The 23,770-nt window shown below is 66.4% G+C and carries 20 protein-coding genes and 2 tRNA genes; 11 read left to right on the top strand and 11 right to left on the bottom strand.

The window, feature by feature from the left end; translation table 11 throughout:
* The first annotated feature begins 111 nt into the window (after positions 1-111).
* From ACZK0Z_RS07570 to pgaD, 10 genes are all read left to right on the top strand, one after another.
* Positions 112-1,701, top strand: coding sequence for a cytochrome ubiquinol oxidase subunit I (locus ACZK0Z_RS07570; protein WP_049431332.1), 1,590 nt, complete (start codon positions 112-114; stop codon positions 1,699-1,701).
* Positions 1,702-1,716: 15 nt separating this feature from the next.
* Complete coding sequence (cydB, locus tag ACZK0Z_RS07565) at positions 1,717-2,868, top strand: cytochrome d ubiquinol oxidase subunit II (RefSeq protein WP_049431329.1); 1,152 nt, start codon at positions 1,717-1,719, stop codon at positions 2,866-2,868.
* A 54-nt stretch (positions 2,869-2,922) separates the two neighbouring features.
* Positions 2,923-3,039 (top strand): cytochrome bd-I oxidase subunit CydX, encoded by a 117-nt coding sequence (gene cydX, locus ACZK0Z_RS07560; protein WP_005410354.1) that lies wholly within the window; start codon positions 2,923-2,925, stop codon positions 3,037-3,039.
* Between the two features lie 55 nt (positions 3,040-3,094).
* Positions 3,095-3,171 (top strand) — tRNA-Pro (locus ACZK0Z_RS07555).
* Positions 3,172-3,311: 140 nt separating this feature from the next.
* A tRNA-Pro gene (locus ACZK0Z_RS07550) sits at positions 3,312-3,388 on the top strand.
* A 225-nt stretch (positions 3,389-3,613) separates the two neighbouring features.
* Complete coding sequence (locus tag ACZK0Z_RS07545; protein ID WP_049429605.1) at positions 3,614-4,819, top strand: CynX/NimT family MFS transporter; 1,206 nt, start codon at positions 3,614-3,616, stop codon at positions 4,817-4,819.
* Positions 4,820-5,160: 341 nt separating this feature from the next.
* The gene (gene pgaA, locus ACZK0Z_RS07540) at positions 5,161-7,188 is read left to right on the top strand and encodes a poly-beta-1,6 N-acetyl-D-glucosamine export porin PgaA (RefSeq protein WP_049429606.1); all 2,028 of its coding nucleotides are present in this window, start codon (positions 5,161-5,163) and stop codon (positions 7,186-7,188) included.
* A gap of 1 nt (position 7,189) precedes the next feature.
* Positions 7,190-9,076 carry a poly-beta-1,6-N-acetyl-D-glucosamine N-deacetylase PgaB gene (pgaB, locus tag ACZK0Z_RS07535; RefSeq protein ID WP_197632409.1) on the top strand — a complete coding sequence of 629 codons (1,887 nt, stop codon included), beginning with the start codon at positions 7,190-7,192 and terminating at the stop codon, positions 9,074-9,076.
* Between the two features lies 1 nt (position 9,077).
* Complete coding sequence (gene pgaC / locus ACZK0Z_RS07530; protein ID WP_049429608.1) at positions 9,078-10,334, top strand: poly-beta-1,6-N-acetyl-D-glucosamine synthase; 1,257 nt, start codon at positions 9,078-9,080, stop codon at positions 10,332-10,334.
* The gene (pgaD, locus tag ACZK0Z_RS07525) at positions 10,331-10,801 is read left to right on the top strand and encodes a poly-beta-1,6-N-acetyl-D-glucosamine biosynthesis protein PgaD (RefSeq protein WP_197632408.1); all 471 of its coding nucleotides are present in this window, start codon (positions 10,331-10,333) and stop codon (positions 10,799-10,801) included. The genes pgaC and pgaD overlap by 4 nt, the downstream gene beginning before the upstream one ends.
* 107 nt (positions 10,802-10,908) lie before the next feature.
* Here pgaD and ACZK0Z_RS07520 read toward each other — a convergent pair whose 3' ends face one another.
* The 11 genes from ACZK0Z_RS07520 to ACZK0Z_RS07470 form a co-directional block, all read right to left on the bottom strand.
* Positions 10,909-12,180, bottom strand: coding sequence for a glutamate-5-semialdehyde dehydrogenase (locus ACZK0Z_RS07520; RefSeq protein WP_404830712.1), 1,272 nt, complete (start codon positions 12,178-12,180; stop codon positions 10,909-10,911).
* A complete protein-coding gene (gene proB, locus ACZK0Z_RS07515; protein WP_197620324.1) occupies positions 12,177-13,334 on the bottom strand; it encodes a glutamate 5-kinase in 1,158 nt (385 codons plus the stop codon). The genes ACZK0Z_RS07520 and proB overlap by 4 nt, the downstream gene beginning before the upstream one ends.
* A gap of 11 nt (positions 13,335-13,345) precedes the next feature.
* Entirely contained in the window at positions 13,346-13,609 is a 264-nt protein-coding gene (locus ACZK0Z_RS07510; protein ID WP_049429612.1) for a YciI family protein, read from the bottom strand.
* The gene (argH, locus tag ACZK0Z_RS07505; RefSeq protein ID WP_049429613.1) at positions 13,609-14,904 is read right to left on the bottom strand and encodes an argininosuccinate lyase; all 1,296 of its coding nucleotides are present in this window, start codon (positions 14,902-14,904) and stop codon (positions 13,609-13,611) included. The genes ACZK0Z_RS07510 and argH overlap by 1 nt, the downstream gene beginning before the upstream one ends.
* 20 nt (positions 14,905-14,924) lie before the next feature.
* Positions 14,925-15,878 (bottom strand): N-acetyl-gamma-glutamyl-phosphate reductase, encoded by a 954-nt coding sequence (gene argC / locus ACZK0Z_RS07500; RefSeq protein WP_049429614.1) that lies wholly within the window; start codon positions 15,876-15,878, stop codon positions 14,925-14,927.
* Entirely contained in the window at positions 15,875-16,477 is a 603-nt protein-coding gene (locus ACZK0Z_RS07495) for a GNAT family N-acetyltransferase (protein ID WP_049429615.1), read from the bottom strand. The genes argC and ACZK0Z_RS07495 overlap by 4 nt, the downstream gene beginning before the upstream one ends.
* A gap of 3 nt (positions 16,478-16,480) precedes the next feature.
* Positions 16,481-17,809 (bottom strand): acetylglutamate kinase, encoded by a 1,329-nt coding sequence (locus ACZK0Z_RS07490; protein ID WP_049429616.1) that lies wholly within the window; start codon positions 17,807-17,809, stop codon positions 16,481-16,483.
* A gap of 25 nt (positions 17,810-17,834) precedes the next feature.
* A complete protein-coding gene (locus tag ACZK0Z_RS07485; protein ID WP_049429617.1) occupies positions 17,835-18,923 on the bottom strand; it encodes an acetylornithine deacetylase in 1,089 nt (362 codons plus the stop codon).
* A 109-nt stretch (positions 18,924-19,032) separates the two neighbouring features.
* Complete coding sequence (locus tag ACZK0Z_RS07480) at positions 19,033-20,229, bottom strand: argininosuccinate synthase (protein ID WP_014037860.1); 1,197 nt, start codon at positions 20,227-20,229, stop codon at positions 19,033-19,035.
* Between the two features lie 63 nt (positions 20,230-20,292).
* Positions 20,293-21,303, bottom strand: coding sequence for an N-acetylornithine carbamoyltransferase (locus ACZK0Z_RS07475; protein WP_010486637.1), 1,011 nt, complete (start codon positions 21,301-21,303; stop codon positions 20,293-20,295).
* A gap of 319 nt (positions 21,304-21,622) precedes the next feature.
* Positions 21,623-22,186 carry a glycine zipper 2TM domain-containing protein gene (locus tag ACZK0Z_RS07470; RefSeq protein WP_049429628.1) on the bottom strand — a complete coding sequence of 188 codons (564 nt, stop codon included), beginning with the start codon at positions 22,184-22,186 and terminating at the stop codon, positions 21,623-21,625.
* 188 nt (positions 22,187-22,374) lie between these two features.
* Between ACZK0Z_RS07470 and cysS the strand changes: the two genes are divergently transcribed.
* Complete coding sequence (gene cysS / locus ACZK0Z_RS07465) at positions 22,375-23,751, top strand: cysteine--tRNA ligase (protein ID WP_049429618.1); 1,377 nt, start codon at positions 22,375-22,377, stop codon at positions 23,749-23,751.
* The last annotated feature ends 19 nt before the right edge of the window (positions 23,752-23,770 follow it).

Genomic DNA, 23,770 nt, shown 5'->3' with positions numbered 1-23,770 from the left:
TCATACATTGATCTGGATCAAGGCTGTTTGAAGTAGTCGGTCACATCATTCACGTCGTAGACCACCCTTCCCGCCACCTGCAACGGCACTATCCAACGAGGTAGCCAGGCCATGATTGATCAGACAGTCGTAGAACTGTCGCGGCTGCAATTCGCGCTGACCGCGATGTACCACTTCCTATTCGTACCGCTCACCCTCGGCCTGTCCTTCATGGTGGCCATCATGGAGAGCGTGTACGTGATGACCGGCAAGGAGATCTGGCGCAGGATGACCCTGTTCTGGGGCGTCCTGTTCGGCATCAACTTCGCCATGGGCGTTGCCACCGGCATCGTCATGGAATTCCAGTTCGGCATGAACTGGTCCTACTACAGCCACTACGTGGGTGACATCTTCGGTGCGCCGCTGGCGATCGAAGGCCTGATGGCGTTCTTCCTGGAAGCCACCTTCGTCGGCCTGTTCTTCTTCGGCTGGAACCGCCTCACCAAGGTCAAGCACCTGATGGTGACCTGGCTGATGGCGCTGGGCACCAACCTGTCGGCAATCTGGATCCTGGTGGCCAATGGCTGGATGCAGAACCCGACCGGTGCGGTGTTCAACCCGGAAACCATGCGCATGGAAGTGGTCGACTTCATGGCGGTGGTGTTCAACCCGGTGGCGCAGGCCAAGTTCGTGCACACCGTCAGCGCCGGCTACGTGACCGGTGCGGTGTTCGTGATGGCGATCAGCGCGCTGTTCCTGCTGCGCAACAAGCACAAGGACCTGGCCCGTCGTTCGTTTGCGGTGGCCGCGGCGTTCGGCCTGCTGTCATCGCTGTCGGTGGTCGTGCTGGGTGACGAGAGCGGTTACGCCGCCAGCGAACACCAGAAGATGAAGCTGGCCGCGATCGAAGCGATGTGGGAGACCGAGCGTGCGCCGGCCGACTTCACCGCCTTCGGCATCCCCAACCAGGAGACCCACCAGAACGACTACGCGGTGAAGATCCCCTACCTGATGGGCCTGATCGCCACCCGCTCGTTGAACCAGCCGATTCCCGGCATCCTGGAACTGGTCGAGCGCGCCGAACACCGCGTGCGTGGCGGCCAGCTGGCCTACGGTGCGTTGGAACGCCTGCGCGCCAACAAGAACGACGTTGAAGCGCGCGAGATGTTCGACCGTCACTGGCAGGACCTGGGCCACGGCCTGCTGCTCAAGCGCTATCGCGATGACATCCTCAACGCCACCCCGCAGGAAATCTCGCAGGCGGCGATGGACACGGTGCCGCGCGTGATGCCGTTGTTCTGGACCTTCCGCGTGATGGCCGGCCTCGGCTTCTACCTCATCGCTTTCTTCGCCCTGGCCTTCTACTACTCCTGCCGCAACAATTTCCAGGACAAGCGCTGGTTCCTCACGCTGGCCCTGTGGACGCTGCCGGCACCGTGGATCGCGATCGAGTGCGGCTGGTTCGTGGCCGAGTATGGTCGCCAGCCGTGGGCGGTCGATGGCGTGCTGCCGACCTTCTATGCAGCATCGGGGCTGGCCCTGCATGAAATCGTGCTGACCCTGGCCGGCTTCACTGCCATCTACACCGCGCTGATCGTGGTCGAGATCAAGCTGATGCTCAAGGCGATCCGCAAGGGTCCGGACGAGGTGCTGCCGTCACTGCAGTCGCCCCAGCCGCATGCTTCCCACAATGCCTCGGCGCCGGCCGCCGGCCAGGCCTGAGGCAGGAGAACCAAGATGGATTTCATTCTTCTGGACTACACCACGCTGCGCGTGATCTGGTGGCTGCTGCTCGGCATCCTGCTGATCGGTTTCGCCGTGATGGATGGTTTCGACCTGGGCGTGGGCACCCTGCTGCCCTTCGTCGCCCGCAACGACGCCGAGCGCCGGCTGGTGATCAACACCATCGGCCCGGTGTGGGAAGGCAACCAGGTGTGGCTGATCCTGGGCGGCGGCGCGATCTTCGCCGCCTGGCCGCCGCTCTATGCGGTCAGTTTCTCCGGGTTCTACCTGGCGATGTTCGTGATCCTGTTCGCGCTGATCCTGCGTCCGGTCGGTTTCAAGTTCCGCAGCAAGATGCCCAGCGAACGCTGGCGCAACACCTGGGACTGCGCGCTGTTCATCGGTGGCTTCATCCCGGCGCTGATCATGGGCGTGGCGGTGGGCAACGTGGTGCTGGGCGTGCCGTTCCACTTCGATGACAGCATGCGCATCTTCTACACCGGCTCGTTCTTCGGTCTGCTGATGCCCTTCGCACTGCTGGCAGGCCTGCTCAGCGTGTCGATGCTGGTCGCCCACGGTGCCGCCATGCTGGTCCTGAAGACCGACGGCCCGGTGGCCGAACGTGCAGCCCGTTTCGGCAGCATCGCCGCGATCATCGCCTTCGTGCTGTTCGCCGTGGGCGGTGCCTGGGTGGCCTTCGGCCTGCCGGGCTACCAGATCACCTCGCAGGTGGTCACCGATGGTGCAACCAATCCGCTGCTGAAGACCGCCGAACTCGGCGCCGCCGGTGGCTGGATGCGCAACTACAGCGCGATGCCAGCCACGATCCTGGCCCCGCTGCTCGGCCTGGCCGGCCTGCTGGCCAGTGCGGTACTGCTGCGTGCCCGTCGCGGCGGCCTGGCCTTCATCGCCTCCGGTGCGGCCATCGCCGGCATCATCCTGACCGTCGGCTTCGCCATCTTCCCGTTCCTGCTGCCGTCCTCGAGCCAGCCCACCTCCAGCCTGACCGTGTGGGACGCCTCGTCCAGCCACCTGACCCTGTGGATCATGCTGCTGGCCACGGCGGTGTTCCTGCCGATCATCCTCGCCTACACCACCTGGGTGTACCGCGTACTGAAGGGCAAGACCACCACCGAAGAGATGGGCAACAACCCGAACGCTTACTGATTGACGGTGTGCCGGCCCACGGCCGGCACATCCCTTGAACAAAGGAGATCGACCATGTGGTATTTCGCCTGGATTCTCGGTGCCGGCCTCGCCTCGACGGTGGCCATCCTCAACGGCATGTGGTTCGAAGCCCGCGAGCAGAACCGCATCGAGAAGGAAAATCGTCGCTGAGCTGTAAAAAAACCTTGCCGCCCTGGCCTTCACACGGTATCTTAGGCGGCTCCTTCGGGGTGTAGCTCAGTCTGGTAGAGCGCTACGTTCGGGACGTAGAGGTCGCAGGTTCGAATCCTGTCTCCCCGACCACTCACGTGGTCGCATTGAAGCCTGGTGAAGTCGTCCAGGCTTTTTTGTTCCCTGAAGTGGCACTGCTTCGGCAGTGTGAAGAAAACAGCATTTACCCCTTGCCGCCATCGGGGTGAATCGCTAGAATAGGCGGCTCCCTTCGGGGTGTAGCTCAGTCTGGTAGAGCGCTACGTTCGGGACGTAGAGGTCGCAGGTTCGAATCCTGTCTCCCCGACCACTTCGGTGGTCACCAAGAAGCCTGGAAGACATCACTGTCCTCCGGGTTTTTTTGTACCCAGTGCCAAGCCGCCCGCATGACGGGACCTTGCCGGAGCGCGCACGTACAATGGCCGCGCTGCCGGCCCCACCTGCAGCCGCCACTCCCCCACCTGCCGCTTCGGCGTAGACCGATGCCGGCGCTGCATGCCATTGCCCTGGCGTGCGACACCTGCAAGGACCACCGATGAGTTCCTCCACTTCCGATTCGCCATCGCTGCTGCACGGGCGCGTGCTGGCTTTCGCCGCCATTCTGCTGGCAGCGATCAACCTGCGCACCGCGGTTACCTCGATCACGCCGCTGCTGGACGTGCTCGGCCAGCAGTTCGGCTTCGGTACCACCATGACCGGCGTACTGGGCATGCTGCCGACCGCCTCGTTCGCGCTGTTCGGCGTGGCCACGCCGGCACTGGCGCGGCGCCTGGGGCTGGAACGCACCACGCTGCTGGCGATGGTGATGGCGATGGCCGGCCTGCTGCTGCGCTCCAGCGCCGGCAACGTCGGCACGCTGCTGCTGGGGTCGGTGCTGGCGCTGGCCGGCATGGGCATCGGCAACGTGGTGGTACCGCCGCTGGTCAAGCGCTACTTCGCCAACAAGGTCGGCACCATGAGCACGCTCTACATCAGCGTGCTGCAGCTGGGCACGATGCTGCCGGCGCTGCTGGCGGTGCCAGTGGCCAACGCCGCTGGCTGGCGCGTCTCGCTGGGCATGTGGGCGCTGCTCGCGCTGGCCGCGGCACTGCCGTGGCTGGTGCTGGCCAGGCGCGCACCGAAGCCGCAGGCCGACGCCACCGATCCCACCGCACAGCCGCACGGCAAGGTCTGGCGCACGTCGCTGGGCTGGAGCATGACGCTGATGTTCGGCATGACCTCGCTGATGACCTATTCGATGTTCACCTGGCTGCCGCGCATCGTGGTCGAGGCCGGTGGCACGCCCGCCTTCGGTGGCGTGATGGTCGCGGTGTTCTCGGCGCTGGGCCTGCTGCCTTCACTGGTCATCCCATCGATGGCGGTTCGCATGCAGAACCCGTTCCCGCTGGTGCTGATCGGCTTCTTCTCGTTCGTGATCGCCTTCACCGGCCTGCTGCTGGCACCGATGAAGGCCCCGCTGCTGTGGGCCTGCCTGCTCGGCGTCGGTCCGTCAACCTTCCCGCTGGCGCTGACCCTGATCAACCTGCGCACGCGCACCCCCACCGGCTCGGCGGCGCTGTCCGGCTTCATGCAGGGCGTGGGCTACAGCTTCAGCTGCCTGGGGCCGTTCCTGGTCGGCTGGCTGCATACGGTCAGCAACGGCTGGACGCTCCCGTTCAGCTTCCTGTTCGGCTGCGCCACCCTGATGCTGTGCGCCTCCTGGGTGGCCTGCAAGCCGCGCAAACTGGAAGATCTCTGGTAACCGGCCGGGGCCACCAGACGGTCCCGCCTACCGCTCGTCAGCCCGTTTGCGCATTTTGACGCCGGGCTGACAATTCCGGGCGGATAGTGCCCACGAATGCCCTTCCTTGCCGCGTGCCGGCATCGGGCATGGGGGCGGCAGCGCCGCCCAGGCCACCACTCGGTGTGCGGGGGACTCTCGTTTCAGACAAGACATTGCAGGTCGCTGTCCTGGTTCCGCCCATCCCTGCTGGATGGGAGTTCGCGAGGGGAGTGACGCAGGCCACGGCCATCCCAAAATCTGGCATGTGATGTGCGTCACATTTTTCAGGTTGTCTGGTTCGGAAGCCAAGGGGGTCCCCAATGGTTGTCCACCGTCGGCTGGCGCTTTGCGTCGGCCTCGCCTGCACTGCCCTGGCCTGGGCCAGCAGCGCTGCGCCGCCCGACCGCGAGACGGCCCTGGCCGAGATCGGCCGCTACCGCGACCAGGCCCGCTGGCTGGATGCCCTCGGTGCGATCGAGCGCGCCAGCCAGCAGCAGCCCAACGACGATCTGCTGTTCAAGCTGCGCGTACTGACCCTGGGCGACATCGGCAATGCCTGGCGCGCCTGGGAGCTGCTCCAGCAGCGCCCGCAGCTGTTCGACGCTGCACAGAAGCAACGCATCGAAGGCGACTACCTGGCCAAGCTGGTGGTCTGGAGCCTGGCCTACAGCAGCAGCGAAGACAGCCGGCTGGAAGAGGCCGAATCAACCCTGGCGCGCATGCAGCGCTACGTCGGCGCAGAGGGCACCCCACCCGCGCAGGCGCCACTGCGCATCCGCCTGGACCGGCTGATCCTGCTCAACCGCCTGGGGCGCCACGCGCAGGTGCGCGAGGAAGCGCGGGCACTGCAGGCCGAAGGCCACACGTTGCCCGACTACGTGCTGCCCGCCGTGGGTGATTCGTTGATGGGCACCCTGCACCCGGAGGAAGCCATCCCGGTACTGCAGGCCGCAGTAGCCGCCGATCCGACGCGTGACGCCTCGCATTCGGAACTGGCCTATGCCTACCTGGAAAGCGAGCAACAGGAAAAGGCCATCGACCTGCTGCAGGCCTGGCGCGACAAGGAGCCGCCATGGCGCTGGAGCAACGGCAAGTCACCGTACGCGAACTGGTCGCGCTACGAGGCCGACCTGAACCTGGCAATGGTGCGCGCCTACAGCGGCGACCTGCGCACCGCACAGCACGACCTGGAATCGATGGTCGACATCGCACCTGGCAACGGCGGCCTGCAGAGTGCGCTGGGCAGCGTGTACATGATGCGCGGATGGCCACGCATGGCGCTGCAGCGGCAGCAGATGGCGCATGCGCTGGACCCACGCGACATCGAGCCACGGCTCGGCATGGAAGAGGCGTACGTTGCCCTGCAACGCGACGACCTGGCACGGCCGCTGCACGACGATCTGGTCGCGCGCTATCCCACCCAACCGGCAGTCGAACGCATGGACCAGGCCTGGCGCGCGCATCGCGGCTGGCACGTGAAGGCATGGACGGATATCGGCCGCAGCTCGGGCGGCGGTGGCACCTCGCCACTGGGCAACAACGACCGCCATTACGGTCTTGAGGTGGAAACGCCGTTGCTGGATGACCGCTGGCGGCTGTTTGCCTTCGCCGACCGCCGCACGGTCGATTTCCAGGACCAGCGCATTGATCCGCTGTGGCTGGGTGCCGGCGTGCGCTACCGTTTCGGACGACTGGATGCAGAAGCAGCGGTGTTTCGCGCCAACGATCACATCGGCGATACCGGCCTGCGTCTTGGTGTCGGCTGGCAGTTCAACGATTACTGGCACGCCGGGCTGGTGGCTGTACGCAACGATCCGGACGCCTCGATGCAGGCGCGCGTGGCCGGCATCACCGCCGACAGCGTGAGCGCGCAGGTGGACTACCGGCGCAGCGAGCTGACCCACTGGATGTTCGGCGCCAGCCGCTTCCGCTACGACGACGGCAACCACCGCGAACTGTTCAGCACCAGCGTTGAACAGCGCCTGCTGACCCGCCCGCGCTGGCTGATCGATGGTCTCGCCAGTGCCTACACCAGCCGCGGCAGCCGCGACGACGCCCCCTACTTCAACCCGAAGCGCGACCGCATGGTCGAGATCGGAATGCGCATCGACCAGCAGTTGTGGCGGCACTACGAGCGCCATTTCCGGCACCGGCTGACGGTTTCACTGGGTGACTACTGGCAGGATGGCTTCGGCAGTGCGCTGGTCCCTTCGGTGTCCTACATGCACGAATGGCAGCTGGGCCAGGGCCGCGTGTTCGAGTACGGCGTGCGCTGGTCGCGGCCGGTCTACGACGGCCACCGCGAGCGTCATATCGGCTTCGAAGCCGCACTGCGCTGGGGAGAATGACATGGCCCGCATCCTGCGACTGATCGTGCTCCTGCTGCTGTCCGCCTCGCCGCCGGCGTTCGCCCAGCAGGCCCTGCATCTCGATGCCATTGACAACGGCCTGCTGATCCTCAGCTACCACGACATCCGCGACCAGGTCGCGGCCAAGGGCGACGCCGATACCTACGCGGTGAGCACGCAGAACTTCGCCGCGCACCTGGACTGGCTGGGTGCGCACGGCTATCACCCGGTGTCGTTGTCGCAGGTGATCGACGCCTCACAGGGGCGCGCCACGCTGCCACCAAGGCCCGTGCTGCTGACCTTCGACGACGGCCTGCGCAGCGTCTACGACAAGGCGTTCCCGCTGCTGCAGGCCTACCGCTACCCGGCGCTGGTGGCGGTGATCACCGATTACGTGGACATGGCGCCCGGGCGCACGATCGACTATGGCTACCGGCCGTTCGGCCACGATGACTTCGTTACCTGGGCGCAGCTGAAGCAGATGCACGACAGCGGCCTGATCGAAGTGGCCAGCCATACCGACGACCTGCATCATGGCGTGCTTGCCAATCCGCAGGGCAATTCGACGCCAGCGGTGGTCACCCGCATCTACAGCCCGACCACGCACAGCTACGAAAGCGAGGCGCAGTACGAGCAGCGCCTGCGCGCCGACCTCGGCCGTAGCGTGCAGCGCATCCAGCAGCACCTGGGCATACGCCCGCGCGCCATCGTCTGGCCCTATGCCGCCTACAACCAGCTGAGCAACGACATCGCCGAGCAGCTGGGCATGCCGATATCCTTCGATCTGGAAGGCCGCAGCACACCGGTGGCCAGCGACCTGCACGGGCTGGCGCGTTTCCTGGTGAGCGACAACCCGACCGTGGAGGGGCTGGCCTTCGAGCTGCGCCGCGATGTTGCACTCGATGGCATCCGTGCGCTGCAGGTCGACCTGGATGATGTGTATGACCCGGACCCGGCACAGCAGGCGCGCAACCTCGATGCGCTGATCGAGCGAGTCAAGCGCATATCGCCCACCCACGTCTACCTGCAGGCTTTCGCCGACCCCGACGGCAACAACACCGCCGACGCGCTGTACTTCCCCAACCGGCACATGCCGATGCGCGCGGACCTGTTCAGCCGGGTCGCCTGGCAACTGAAGTCGCGCGCGGGAGTGAAGGTATACGCCTGGCTGCCGGTGCTCGGGTTCGAGCTGCCCGATCCGGTGCAGCGGAAGGCATTGGCGATCCACAACGGCGATACCGACGGCATGTACCGGCTGGACTTCACCAACCCGAAGGCACGCCAGATCATGCTCGACATCTACGAGGATCTGGCCGTCAACTCGTACTTCGAAGGCCTGCTCTTCCATGATGATGGTTACCTGCGCGACACGGAACTGCCGGCGCTGGCGGCCGGCGGTGATGGCAGCGCACGCACCCAGGCACTGATCGACTTCACCCTGGCCCTCCGCGACAGTGCACAGCGCTGGCGACCAAAGCTGGCGACGGTACGCAACCTGTATGCCGAGCCGGTGCTGCGCCCGCAGAGCGAGGCGTGGTTCGCACAGCGGCTGGACCTGTTCAACAAGGCCTACGACCAGACCGCGCTGATGGCGATGCCGTGGATGGAAGGCAGCAAGCACCCCGAGCGCTGGCTGGACCAGCTGCTGGCCGCGGTGCGCGCGCATGATCCCCAGCTGCAGCACACCCTGTTCGAACTGCAGACCGTGGATTGGCGCACCGGCCAGCCGATTCCCGCCGAACGCCTGCGCGCGCAGATCCGCCGGCTGCAGGCCCAGGGGGTGCATCACTTCGCCTGGTATCCGGATGATTTCATCGCCGACCAGCCCTCCACCCATGATGCCCGCGCGGCCATGTCCGCCGGCAACTTCCCGTGCCCGGAGAAGTGACATGGACATGCATCCGCTGCTGCAGGTCCTGTTCCAGTTCGCCTTCTACTACCCGATGGTGATGGCGTTCTTCTGGATGTCGGGCGGGCTGTATTACTACTTCCGGCGTGAACGCCATTCGCGCCCGCGCAATGATCCTCCGTTGATGGTCGACCCACCGTTCGCAAGCCTGCTGATTCCCTGCCACAACGAGTCCGAGAACCTGGACGACACCCTGGGGGCCGCGCTGGCGCAGCGCTATCCGGCCGACTACGAGGTGATCGCCATCGACGATGGCAGCAGTGACGACACCGGCGCCCGGCTCGACGTGCTGGCGGCGAAACATCCACGGCTGCGCGTGCTGCACCTGGACCGCAACCTCGGCAAGGCCAATGCGCTGCGCATGGCGGCGCTGGCGGCACGCTCGGAGTACCTGGTGTGCATCGATGGCGATGCCATGCTGGAGGAGCACGCCCTCCACTGGATGGTTTGGCATCTGGTCAGTGGCAACCGGGTCGGCGCGGTCACCGGCAACCCACGCATCCGCAACCGCTCAACCCTGCTCGGGCGCCTGCAGGTGGCCGAGTTCTCCTCGATCATCGGCATGATCAAGCGCGCGCAACGTGTTTACGGGCGCATCTTCACGATCTCCGGGGTCATCGCCGGCTTCCGTCGCACCGCACTGCACCAGGTCGGCTGGTGGTCGGACGACATGGTGACCGAAGACATCGACATCAGCTGGCGCCTGCAGCGCGCGCACTGGGACATCCGCTACGAGCCCAACGCGCTGTGCTTCATCCTGATGCCGGAAACGCTGAAGGGCCTGTGGCGGCAACGACTGCGCTGGGCGCAGGGCGGCGTGGAAGTGATGCTGCGGCATGCGCGTTCACTGTTGCACTGGAAGGAGCGGCGCATGTGGGGCGTGCTGCTGGAGTATGTGCTGAGCGTGATCTGGGCCTACACCATGCTGTTCATCGTGGTGTTGTGGGTGCTGGGCAAGCTCATCGACATGCCGCCGCAGCTGTATATCGCCAGCCTGCTGCCGCAATGGCATGGCGTGATCCTGGCCCTGGTCTGCCTGCTGCAGTTCGCCAGCAGCCTGATCATCGACCGCCGTTACGAAACACAGATTGGACGCAACTACTTCTGGGTCATCTGGTACCCGATGGCGTACTGGCTGATCAGCCTTTCCACCACCCTGGTGGCGCTTCCCAAGACCCTGCTGCGCCGTCGCAGCAAGCGCGCTACCTGGACCAGCCCTGACCGGGGAATCCGATGAACGCCCACCACCCGTCCAACCGCTTCGACTCGCGGATGATCCGCAAGCCACATCATCAACCGCGCTTCCAGCGCACCGCCTGGGGCTTCGTCACCCTGGCGTTCTGGGGGTTCTACTTCTACCTGTGGGCACCGTTGGTGACCCTGCTCTCGTGGCTGATCGGCGGGCAGATGGCCTGGCAGCAGCTGTACGAGCGCAAGAACCAGTTCGACCCCTATGTGCTGGTCGCGCTGCCGCTGATGCTGCTGTGTGCCAGCGTGCTGCTGATCGGCTGGGCCGAGTACAACCGCGCGCGCTTCCGCGGCCACGACCGGCGCCTGCCGCGGCCGCTGGCCAGCCTCAACGAAGTGGCCGCCGACCTGGGGGCCAGCACCGGGCTGGCCGAGCGCCTGCTCGGCTGCAAGGCCGCCACGCTGCACATGGACGATCACGCGCGGCCGATCGGCATCCGCCGCGAGGTGGTGTAACCCGACAACCCGGTGGGTGCCGACCCTGGTCGGCACTTGCTTTGGTAGATGCCGACCTTGGTCGGCACCGGGGTCTACCGCGAAGAGCATCCACGCACGGCGTGGATCTACGTGCGCGTCTGCCCTTCACCGCGCACGACGAACCGTTCGACGGTGAGTGCTTCCAATCCCATCGGGCCGTAGGCATGCAGCCGTGTGGTGGAGATACCGATCTCGCTGCCCAGGCCGAGCTGGCCGCCATCGGAAAAGCGCGATGAGGCATTCACCATCACCACCGCCGAACGCAGCGCGTTGACGAAGCGTTCGGCGTGGCCGGCGTCTTCGGTCGCAATCACTTCGGTATGGTCGGAGGTATAGCGGCGGATGTGCGCAATGGCCGCATCGAGGTCATCCACCACCCGCACGGCCAGCACCAGATCCAGGAACTCGGCGGCGTAATCCGCATCGGTGGCTGCGGTGCTACCCGGCAGCAACGGCTGCGCAGCCGCGTCGGCACGCAGCTCCACGCCGCGCTCACCCAGTGCCTGCGCCACGCGCGGCAGGAAGGCTTCGGCCACATCACGATGCACCAGCAGGGTCTCCAGTGAATTGCAGGCGGCCGGACGGCTGCACTTGCCATCCACCAGCAGGTCGATGGCCTTGCCAAGGTCGGCGCTGGCGTCCACGAACAGGTGGCAGACACCCTTGTAGTGCTTGATCACCGGCACCCGCGCATGTTCGGCGACGAAACGGATCAGGCCTTCGCCACCGCGCGGAATCGCCAGGTCGATCAGCTCGTGCAGCTGCAGCAGTTCCAGCATCGCTTCGCGGCGCAGGTCGGTCAGCACGGTCACCGCGGCCGGTGGCACGCCGTTGGCCTTGAGCGCCCCCGCCAGCGCCTGGGCGATGGCGGTGTTGGAATGGATCGCTTCGGAGCCACCACGCAGGATCACGCCATTGCCAGCCTTCAGGCACAGCGCGGCGGCTTCGGCGGTCACGTTCGGGCGCGCCTCGTAGATCATCGCGATCACGCCCAGCGGCACGCGCACCTTCTGCACGCGGATCCCGTTCGGGCGCACGTCATCGCGGGTGACCTGGCCGACCGGATCTGGCAATCCTGCCACTTCGCGCACGGCCTCGGCCATCGCGAACAGGCGCGGCGGATCCAGTGCCAGCCGATCAAGCATGGCGCTGCCCACGCCTTTCCCACGTGCAGCGGCAAGGTCGCGCGCGTTGCCGGCCAGGATCAGCCCGGCGTTCACTTCCAACGCCTGGGCCATCGCCAGCAGCAGCGCGCGCCGGGCATCGCTGTCGAGCCCCGCAACCACCTGGGCCGCGTCACGGCAGGCCCGCGCCTGCACTTCGATGTCGGTCATCGGAATGTCCTTCAATGCGGTCATGGCAGTACCAGGTCGTCACGATGGACGACGCTGCCGCCGTAGTTGTAGCCGAGCACGGCCTGGATGTCGCGCGAATGGCGGCCAGCGATGCGGCGCACGTCATCAGCCGCATACTGGCTGACCCCACGGGCGATGCACACGCGCCCCTGCGGCGCGTTCCAGCACACCTGCACCATGTCGCCACGACGGAACGTGCCGTCCGCACCAGTGATGCCGCCGGGCAGCAGCGAAGCCCCCTTCTCGCGCATCGCCTGTGCCGCACCGGCATCGATCAGGATCGCGCCTTCGGCCAGCGGTGCGTGCCGCAGCCAATGCTTGCGTGCGGCCTCGCGACTGCGTGCGGCGTGGATGCGGGTACCGAACAGGCGGTCCTGCGCCAACGCGCGCACCACATCGCCACTGCGGCCGTTGAACAGGTAGGTCTCGATGCCGAGGCGGCCCGCCTTGGCCGCCGCTTCCAGCTTGGTGCGCATGCCACCGGTACCGGCACGTGATCCTGCGCCCCCCGCCATCGCCAGCACTTCATCATTCAGCTCCGCAACGTCGTGCAGCGGCCGTACATCGGCCACGGTGCGTGGGTCGGCGCTGTACAGACCATCGATGTCGGTGGCGATGAACAGCGCATCGGCATCGACCAGCGCCGCCACCGTCGCCGCCAGATTATCGTTGTCGCCAAGCTTGAGTTCGTCCACCGACACGGTGTCGTTCTCGTTGACCACCGGCAACGCGCCCAGCCGCAGCAGTTCGTTGAGGGTGGCGCGGGCGTTGAGGTAACGGCGGCGGTTGCGCAGGTCGTCATGGGTCAGCAGCACCTGCGCCACCGGGCGCTCGAAGAAGCGCTGCCAGAGCCCGATCAGCTGGGCCTGGCCAAGCGCCGCCAAGGCCTGCCGCGCCGCCATCGCTGCGCCCGGCTCATCGGCGCGCGGCAGGATCGCGCGCCCGGCAGCCACCGCGCCGGACGACACGATCACCAGCTCGCGCCCGGCCAATACGTTGGCCGAGACGAACTGCGCCAGGCCCAGCGCATGGCGTGGCGACAGGCCACCGCCGTCGGCCGCCAACAGGCTGCTGCCGACTTTCAGCACCGCACGCCGCCACGGCGGCAGCGCCTGTTCCGGGAACGGCGAAGCGACGTGGCTGGCATGCAGGGTCATCGGTCAGGGCCTCAGCGGGTGTTCCATTCGTGCACGGTCAGGTCGGAGGCCTGCATCGTCACCAGCGGATCGGTGGCGACGATGGCCTGCGCCTGCGCCAGGCTCTCGACATTGCACAGCACGTAGGCGCCACCGCTGCCATCGGCGAAGCCACCGGTCAGCTGCAGCTTGCCCTGTGCCTGCAACGCCTCGAGGAAGTCACGGTGCGGCTGCACCGCGGCGGCGTTGAAATCGGGCCGGCGCATCGCCAGCACCAGATAGACGGTGGCCGCCATCAGACCAGCGCCTGCCAGCGCGCACGCAGTTCATCCAGGCGCAAGGCGGACGCCGAGCCCGGCGACACGCGCGCGTGCAGGCTGCCTTCCGGCGTGCGCCCCTGCCCTGCACTGTCGGCACCGGCCGCGGCGGCCTTGTAGGCCTCGCGGAAAGGCACGCCGGCCACGGCCGCTTCCACGGCGACGTCGGTGGCATACATGCCTGAATCAATCGCTGCGCGCAGCTTGTCGTCACGCCATTCCAGGTTGGCCAGCAACGCCGGCAGCAGTTCCAGCGCGGCCAGGCCGCGGCCGAAGCCGTGGAAGATGGCGCCCTTGGACGACTGCAGGTCGCGGTGGTAGCCCGACGGCAGCGACAGCAGCTGCTCGATCTCGGTGCGTGCGGCGGCGACGCTGGCATGGGTGGCGCGCATCAGTTCGATCACATCCGGGTTGCGCTTGTTGGGCATGATCGAGCTGCCGGTGGTGTACTGCGCCGGCAGCGCGACGAAGCCGAACTCGGCGCTGGTGAACAGCGACAGGTCCCAGGCGATGCGGCGCAGGTCCAGCGTGGCGCCACCGAGCGCTTCCAGCGCGGCCAGCTCGAACTTGCCGCGCGACAGCTGCGCGTAGATCGGCGAGATCTGCATGCGTGCGAAACCGAGCACGGCGGTGGTGTGCTCGCGGTCCAGCGGCAGGTTCACGCCGTAGCCGGCAGCCGTGCCGAGCGGATTGGCGTCGACCAGCGCATGGGTGTCGCGGGCACGGATGGCATTGTCGATGAAGGCCTCGGCCCAGCCCGCCCACCACATGCCGGCCGAGGACACCACGGCACGCTGGATGTGGGTATAACCGGGAATCGGCAGGTCCTTCTCGGCCTGGGCACGGTCCAGCGCGACCTTTGCCACTTCGGCGCTGAGCTGGGCAACGCGCTGCAGCTTTTCCTTCAGCCACAGGCGGGTGGCCACCAGGATCTGGTCGTTGCGGCTGCGGCCGGTGTGGATCTTGCGGCCGGCATCACCGAGGCGTTCAGTCAGGCGCGCTTCGATGGCCGAGTGACCATCCTCATACTGGGTATCCAGCACGAAGCGGCCTTCGCGGAAGTCCTGCGCCAGGATCTCCAGTTCGCGCAGCAGGCCAGCCAGCTCGTCGGTACTGAGGATGCCGATGTGCTGCAGGCCCTGCGCATGCGCGGCGCTGGCGGCGATGTCATGCAGGAAGAACTCGCGATCGAGGATCACGTCGTCGCCGGCGAGGAAGGTCTGGATCTGGGCGTCGACGGCGACGCCGGGCTTCTGCCAAAGAAGGTCTGCCATGGGGGCTCCGGAAGGCGGGTTCAGTGCGGGATCGACGTCAGTTCGTCGATGCCCAGCGCAAGGTTGAGGTTCTGCATGGCCTGGGTGGCCGCGCCCTTCAGCAGGTTGTCCAGCGTCGCCACCACGACCACGCGCTTGCCGCCCGGGGCCAGGGTGAAGCCACCGACCTGGGCACCATGGCGGCCGGCAATGCGGCTGACCCAGGGCGCTTCGTCCACCACCTCGATCAGCGGTTCACCGGCATAGGCCTGCTGGAAGCGCTCGACGATCTGCTCGCGGGTCTGCACCTGGTTCAGCCACAGGTTGGCGGTAAGCGTGATGCCACGGAAATGCGGGGCGACGTGCGGCATGAACTCGACGGCCACGCCCAGCTGCACCGACACTTCGCGCTCGTGCACGTGGTTGGTCAGCGCGTAGGGCATCAGGTTGTCGGCCAGCAGGTCGACGTTGTTCTTGTCCGACGGCGTGGTACCGGCACCGGAGTAGCCGGAGACACCGAAGCACTGCGGCGGACCGGCCAGCAGGTCCAGCAGCGGATGCACCGCCAGCTGCATCGCAGTGGCATAGCAGCCCGGATTGCTGATGTGCTTCCGGCCGTTGTAGCGGCCGCGGGTCAGCTCCGGCAGGCCGTAGTACCAGCTGTTGTCGAAGCGGTAGTCGGCCGACAGGTCGACGATGACGGTGTCCGGTTTCGCTGCCTCAAGCGCGGCCACGAACGGCGCGGCCAGGCCATTGGGCAGGGCCAGGATCACCGCATCCACGCCCTTGGCGGCCACCGCGTCGGCGTCCAGGTTCTCGTACTGCAGTTCACCCTGGAATTCCGGATGGTGATCGGACAGGCGCTGCCCGGCGCGTTCGCGCGAGGACACGAAGGCCAGTTCCAGGCGCGGATGGGCGGCAACCAGCTTGATCAGCTCGGCGCCGGTATGGCCGCGGGCACCGACGATGCCCAGGGTGAAAGTCGAATCGTTCATGCGTGACTGTCCAGGCGGTACTGCAGGTGGCGCTTCACGCCCTGCCATTCCGCATCGATGATGGAGAAGATGACGGTGTCGCGCGGCGTGCCGTCGGCATGCCGCTTGTGGTTGCGCAGCACGCCATCCTGCTTGGCGCCGAGGCGGGCAATGGCGGCGCGCGAAGTGGTGTTGAACCAGCTGGTTTCCAGCACCACGCTGATGCAGCCCATCGTTTCGAAGGCGTGCTGCAGCAGCAACAGCTTGGCTTCGGTATTGGCCCCGGTGCGCTGCACGCGCGGCGTGTACCAGGTGTAGCCGAGGCTGAGTTTCGGCACGCTCGCATCCATGTCGTAGAAGCGCGTGCTGCCGATGATCTCACCGGCGGCATCGCAGATCACGAACGGAAGCACCTTGCCCTCGGCCTGCGCCTGCAGCGCGGCCTGCACATAGGCCTCGGCCCGCTCCGGCGACGGCACCTGGGTATACCAGAGCTGGTCCAGGCCGCTGCCGTCCAGCGCAGCACGCAGGCCGGGCACGTGTTCCATCTGCAGCGGCTGCAGCATCACGTGCTGGCCGCGCAGGGTGGGTACCGAATTCCAGGCGTCGGGGTTGCTCATCGCTCAGCCCTGCAGGCTTGGCGTGCGCTTGGCGCAGTGGTCGACATAGGTGCGGATGCGATCAATGCCATCGGCACCGAACCAGAACACCTTCCATTGATCCTGCTTGTAGCAGCCATCGGATTCGGCGTAGTAGAAATGGTTGATCGGGTTGCCATGCCGCGAGCGCCAGAACAGCTGCGGGGTTTCCTCCAGCATCACGTTCCAGACCGCACGACCGAGGCCTTCACCCTGCGCGTCGTCGAGCACGGCGAACTTGTCCAGGTACACGCCTTCGGCCTCATCGGTGAGGATCACCGCGGTGCGGTAGTTCTCGCTGACATAGGCGCGCAGCAGTCTGGTCTTCTCGAAGTAGTCCGGCACCAGGGTGCGGCCAAAGCTGGATTCAATCAGGCCCTTCAGGCGCGGCAGGTCCAGTTCGTTCCAGACGGTGGCGCGCAGCACCTTCTCGCCCTTGCGCACCAGCGTGCCCGAGCCCTTGTGGGTGAACAGTTCCTTGGCCAGGTCGGCCGGGCGGGTGATCGACACCGACGATTCCAGCGGCAGACGTTCGAGCAGGTCCTTGATCTGCTCGATCTTCACCTTCATGCCGCCGTGGATCCACGGCTGCGCGATCAGGTGGTCGTACTCGGTGGACAGGTTGATCGAATCGATCACGTTGCCCTGCTCATCCAACAGGCCACCGGTGCCGGTCAGGAAGATGATCTTGTACGGCTGCAGTTCCTGCACCAGCTCGTTGGCCGCAAAGTCGGCGTTGACGTTGAGGATCTGGCCGCCGGCGGTCTCACCCAGGCTGGTGATGACCGGGATCGAGCCGGCACGCAGGCTGGCCTCGATCGGCGCCAGGTTGACCTTCTTCACTTCGCCGACCAGGCCGTAGGTATCCACGTCCAGGTACTCGGCCTCGAACACGCCACCGGTGATCGAAGTGGCGCGCGCGCCGTTCTGCTGCAGCGCCTCGACCAGGCGCAGGTTGGACTGCTGGAACACCCGGCGCACGATCGCCAGCGCTTCCGGCGAGGTCACGCGCAGGCCGTTCACGGTCTGCTTCTCGATGCCGGCCGCCGACAGCTCGGCATCCAGCTGCGGGCCGGCGCCGTGCAGCACGATCGGGGTCAGCCCGACTTCCTGCAGGAACGACAGCGAGGAGGTCAGTGCGTCGAGGTCATCGCGCAGCACTGCGCCGCCGACCTTGACCACGGCGAAGCGCTTGGCATCCAGCTGCGAAAAGCGCTTGAGGTACTGGCTGATCTCCTTCGCGCTGGCCATGCTGGAAAGCAGGCGCACGATGGTCTGGCGGGTCTGGCGGTGGGGCTGGAGGGCAGGAGACATTTCGGTTTCGTCGGAAAGGAAAGAATCAGGCGCCGGCGGCGATGATGCGGTGCACGGCGTCGGTGTAGCGCTGCAGCTGGTCCAGCGTCACGAACTCATCAGCGGTGTGGGCTTGGGCGATGTCACCCGGGCCGAACACCAGCGTGGTGTAGCCACCAGCCGAGAACAGCGAGGCTTCGGTCCAGAAGTCCACCGCGTTGCCGATCGGCAGGTCCAGCGCATCGGCCACGTCGCGCGCCAGCAGGCGGCGGTTCTCGGCTTCGGCGATGTCGCCGGCCGGCAGGCTGGGGCCACGGAAGGTTTCGGTGAATACCGCCGCTTCCGGCTCGGCGAAACCGGCGAAGGTGGCCAGCAACGCGTCGATGTTCATCGACGGCAGCGGCCGGAAACCGAAGCGCACTTCGGCGGCGGGCGCGATCATGTTGGCCTTGATGCCACCTTCGACGCGGCCGATGTTGAAGCGCAGGCCGGTCAGCCCACCAAAGCGGGCCGAGGCCAGCGACTCGACATGATCCAGCGCGCGGTTGCCCCAGCGCATCGCCTGGTGCAACGCGCTGGCAGCGGCATCCTGCTTGCCCGAGGCGTGCCCGGCGCGGCCGGCGAACTGCATCAGCACCGAGCTGATGCCACGGTGCGCCAGCACCGCCTCGCTCATGGTCGGTTCGGCCACCAGCACCGCTTCGTACGGCAGGCCACGGGCCAGGAACGCGGCGACGCAGCGCGGATCGTTGGCTTCCTCGTCGCTGGAGAACAGGAACGCGGCATCACCATCGCTGGCATTGGCCGCGGCCACCAGTGCGGCCGCCGCGCCCTTGATGTCACACACGCCCAGGCCGACCACGCGGTCATCCAGGCGCCGCATCACATGCGGGTCGGCACTCCAGTGCGGCGAATCCGGCACGGTATCCAGGTGCACGTTGAACAGGTACTTCGGCGTACCGCGCACGGCATACAGGCTGACTGCACCGGCGCCGTGGTCGATCACCTCGACGTTGAAGCCGGGCAGGTTCGCGCGCAGGTAATCGAAGATGCCACCGGTGGTGATCGCACGCGGCGGGTTGCGGGTGTCGAAGGACACCAGGGCCTGCAGGTGATCGAGCGTCTGTTCAAGCATGAATCAACAATCCTGTGGAATTCCGCCGGGCATGGCCCGGCGCTACCGGAATGCGCCTGCTGGAGAGCCCCCTTGGTGTTCAAGGGGGCGCGCGAGCGGCGCAGGTGGGTCAACCGCGGTTGACCTGCGCGTACAAGGTCGAGCTCATGCCGAACAGCTTGATGAACCCTTCGGCCTCCTCCACGCCCCAGTCGGCCGACTGCGCGTAGGTGGCACCCTTGGTGTTGAGCAGGTGCGGCGACTTCACCGCCACCGCGTCGACGCGGCCACCACGGGTTTCCAGCACCACTTCGCCGTTGACCTTGGCCTGCGAGGACTTCAGGAACGCTTCGATGTCGGTCTTCAGCGGATCGTGGTAGAAGCCTTCGTACACCAGCTCCACCCACTTGCGCGCCACGTCCGGCTTGAAGCGGTTCTGCTGCTTGGTCAGCACCGCATCTTCCAGTGCGCGATGCGCGGCCAGCAGCGAAACCAGGCCCGGGGCCTCGAACACGATGCGGCCCTTCAGGCCGATCACGGTGTCGCCGGTGTACACGCCACGACCAACGCCATACGGGGCGAACAGCTTGTTGAGCTGGGCCAGGATCTGGTCGCCCGGCAGCGCCTTGCCGTTCAGTTCAACGGCTTCGCCTTCGACGAACTTCAGGGTGACGGTCAGGGCCTGTTCCGGCCACTCGCTGCGCGGCGAGCACCAGCCACGCGCACCCTCGCCCGGGGCTTCCCAGCGGTCGATCTCGCCACCGGACATGGTCACGCCCAGCAGGTTTTCGTTGATGGTGTAGGCCTGCTGCTTGGCGCGCACGCCGAAACCGCGCTCTTCCAGGTACTTCTGCTCGTAGGCGCGGGTCTGGGTGTGCTCCTTCTGGATCTCGCGGATCGGCGCGATGATCTGGTAGTCACCCAGCGCCTTCACCGCCAGGTCGAAACGGACCTGGTCGTTGCCCATGCCGGTGCAGCCGTGGGCGATGATGTTGGTGCCCAGTTCGGCGGCACGCTTCAGCGCGGCATCGACGATCAGGTAACGGTCCGACACCAGCAGCGGGTACTGGCCCTGGTAGCCCTCGCCAGCCCACACGAACGGCTTGACGAAGCCTTCCCAGATGGCCGGGCCACCATTGACGGTGACGTGGCTGGTGACGCCCAGCTCGGCGGCACGCTTCTCGATGAAATCGCGCTCTTCATCATCCACGCCGCCGGTGTCGGCGAACACGGTGTGCACGTTGTAGCCACGCTCCTGCAGGTACGGCACGCAGAAGCTGGTATCCAGGCCGCCGGAGAAAGCGAGAACGACGTCTTTGTTGCTCATGGGGAGGGTATGTCCTGGTAGCGCCGGGCCGTGCCCGGCGGAAATGATTGAATCGGAAAAAAATCAGCGCCCGGCAACCGCGGCCATGATCGCCTTCTGCACGTGCAGGCGGTTCTCGGCTTCGTTGATGGCGATGCACTGCGGCGAATCCATCACGCCGTCGGTGGCCTTCACGTTGCGGCGCAGCGGCAGGCAGTGGCTGAACACGCCGTTGTTGGTCAGCGCCATCTTGCGTTCGTCGACGATGAAGTGCTTGAACTGGTCGCGAATCGGCTTTTCCGGCTCCCAGTTGCCGAAGAACGGCAGCGCGCCCCAGCTCTTGGCGTAGACCACGTCGGCGCCGGCGTAGGCGCTGTCGATGTCATGGCTGATCTTCAGCGAACCGCCGCTCTCGGCCACATTCTGCTCGGCCCAGCCCATGTAGCGGTCGTCGAGGATGTAGTCGGCGGTCGGGCACAGCAGGGTCACGTCCATGCCCATGCGGGTGGCGATGGTCAGCGCCGAATTGGCCACGGCGGTGTTCAGCGGCTTGGGGTGGTAGGTCCAGGTCAGCACGTACTTCTTGCCACGCAGGTCCTGGGTGCCGAAGTGCTCCTGCAGGGCCATCACATGCGCCAGTTCCTGGCACGGATGGGTGATGGTCTCCATGTTGATGACCGGCACCGGCGAGTACCTGGCGAAGCTGTTGAGGACGATGTCCTGGCGGTCGTAGGCCCAGTCGATGAACTTGGGGAACGCGCGCACGGCGATGATGTCGCAGTAGCGGCCCAGCACCTTGGCCACTTCCGCGATGTGCTCTTCGGTATCGCCATCCATCACCGTGCCGAGGTTGAACTCGATCGGCCACGCATCCTTGCCCGGCTGCAGCACCACCGCGTGGGCGCCGAGCTGGAACGCGCCCAGTTCGAAGCTGGTGCGGGTGCGCATGGACGGGTTGAAGAACACCAGCGCGATCGACTTGCCCTTGAGCTGGTCGCCGAGCTTGTTGCGCTTGAACAGCGCGGCCTGGGTCAGCAGCGCGTCGAGTTCGCTGCGGCTCCAGTCCTGGGTGTTCAGGAAGTGCTTGGGGGACATCATCTTTCCTTGCGTGGCAGCGCCGGGTCCGGCGCGGTGGAAGGGAAAAGCAGGAAGCAAAGGTGGAACGAAAAGATTGCAGTTGCAGCTTTCAGAACGCGTAAACGAAAAAACCCAGCCGGCGGGCTGGGTTTTTTTCGGACGAACAGCAAAAAGCTCCGGTTACCCAGCGAGAATGTGGGGTTCCGGTCGACGGGCACGCGAGGTCATGCCCGACGCCTGTCGGGCTGCGCTGCTGTCGTGCTGGAAGTCGGTGAGCTTCATGGCCGACAATCTTTGCATGCGGCCGGGGCCGGCGCAAGGGGCTGGGGCCACGGAATCAGGGATTGCCGGCGGCACCCTGCTCGGGGCCCACCCAGGGGGTGATCGAGACACGGATCTTCAGCCGGTTGCCGGGGTCTTCCGGCAGCCGCGAGCGGTACTTGGTGCCCTTGTAGACGTAATCCACGTCATAGGCGATCGGCCGGCGGAATTCACGCCCGACCGGCACGATGCGGCAGTCGCGGGTCAGCATCGGACCGTTGTTGGCTGGCGCCGGAGCCGGCGTCTCCGTCGCGGCCTCCTCGGGGATCTCCTCGTCACTGCGCTTGAACATCGAGCGCACTGAGTCCCAGAAGCGGCTGATCCGGCCCTTGTCCTCGACCGGCTCTTCACCGGTCACGTTGACCGGGGCCAGGGTACGGGTCGAGATCGGCTCGCAATGCTCCTCGGTGCGGGTTGCGCGCAGGGTCTGGAACACCGGCTCGACGTTCAGCACCTGCGCATAGTCGAACTTCACGTTCTCGACGATCACCACCCGGTTGCGCGGCTCGGCCTCCTGCGCCTGGGCCACGGCGGCCGTCGCCGACAGGCAGGCCAGGGTCAGCAACGCGGTGGATTTCAGTGGCGACGGGAGCAAGGACACGGCAATAGTGTAGGCAGTGACGAGCGCAAGGGGCTGAACATTACCCGTCCACGCCGCTCCTGCCCACCCCACCTTGGGTGGAGCCGGCGTCCACCGGTGGCAATCGGCGTCCCCAAAGGGGGCCGACACGTTCTAAAATCACAGGCTTGTCCCCCAGCCACAGCCCCATGACCCTGCGCCTGCACAACAACCTGACTCGCCAGCTCGAACCGTTCACCCCGCTCGATCCGGCCTGTCCGACCCTGTATGTGTGTGGCCCCACGGTCTACAACTACGTGCACATCGGCAACGCCCGCGGCCCGGTGGTGTTCGGGGTGCTGGCCGACCTGCTGCGGCGGCGTTTCGGCACACTGCGCTACGCCCGCAACATCACCGACGTGGACGACAAGATCAACACCGCCGCGCGCGAGCAGGGGGTGCCGATCAGCACCATCACCGACAAGTTCGCCGCCGCCTACCGTGAAGACATGGCCGCGCTGGGCGTGGTGCCGCCGGACATCGAACCGGAAGTGACCGCACACATGCCGCAGATCATCACCATGATCGAGCAGCTGATCGCCAACGGCCATGCCTATGCCGCCGAGGGCCACGTGCTGTTCGCGGTGGCCAGTTTCGACGGCTACGGCAAGCTGTCACGCCGCGACCCGGAAGAGATGCTGGCCGGCGCCCGTGTCGATGTCGCCCCCTACAAGCGCGATCCCGGCGATTTCGTGCTGTGGAAGCCCTCCACCGACGACCTGCCCGGCTGGGAATCGCCGTGGGGCCGTGGGCGCCCGGGCTGGCACATCGAATGCTCGGCGATGGCCGCCGCCCATCTGGGCGAGACCATCGACATCCATGCCGGCGGCGTCGACCTGCAGTTCCCGCACCACGAGAACGAAATCGCGCAGAGCGAATGCGCCCATGGCGGCAGGATCTTCGCTCGCTATTGGCTGCACAACGGCATGCTCAACTTCGGCGGCGCCAAGATGAGCAAGTCGCTGGGCAACATCGAGCGCGTGCATGACCTGGTGCGCCAGCATCCGCCGGAGGCCCTGCGCCTGGCGCTGCTGTCGGCCCATTACCGGCAGCCGCTGGACTGGTCCGATGGCCTGATCGAGCAGTCGGTGCGCACCCTGGACCGCCTGTACGGCACCCTGCGCGAACTGGCGTCGATCGAAGCCAGCGCGGTGATCCCGGCCAGCGTCGAGGCGACCCTGGATGACGACCTGAACACCCCGCAGGCGCTGGCCGAAGTGGCCCGCATCGCCGCCGAGGCGCGTCGTGCCACCGACAAGGCCGAACAGGCGCGCCTGAAGGGCGAGCTGCTCGGCGCCGGCCTGGCGCTGGGCCTGCTGCAGGCCGATCCGGCGCAGTGGTTCGGTACCGCCGCCGGCGATGACGGCGACGATGCCCGCATCCAGGGCCTGATCGACGAGCGCGCTGCGGCCAAGAAGGCGCGTGACTTCGCCCGTGCCGACGCCATCCGCGACCAGCTGGCCGCCGAAGGCATCGTGCTGGATGACACCCCGCAGGGCGTTCGCTGGTCGCGCAAGCGCGGCTGACCTGCCCTGCCCCGTGGCC

Source organism: Stenotrophomonas sp. 116085_Sma, assembly GCF_056479585.1.
The sequence above is the reverse complement of the archived record's forward strand: the minus strand, read 5'-3'. Positions and strand labels throughout refer to the sequence as shown.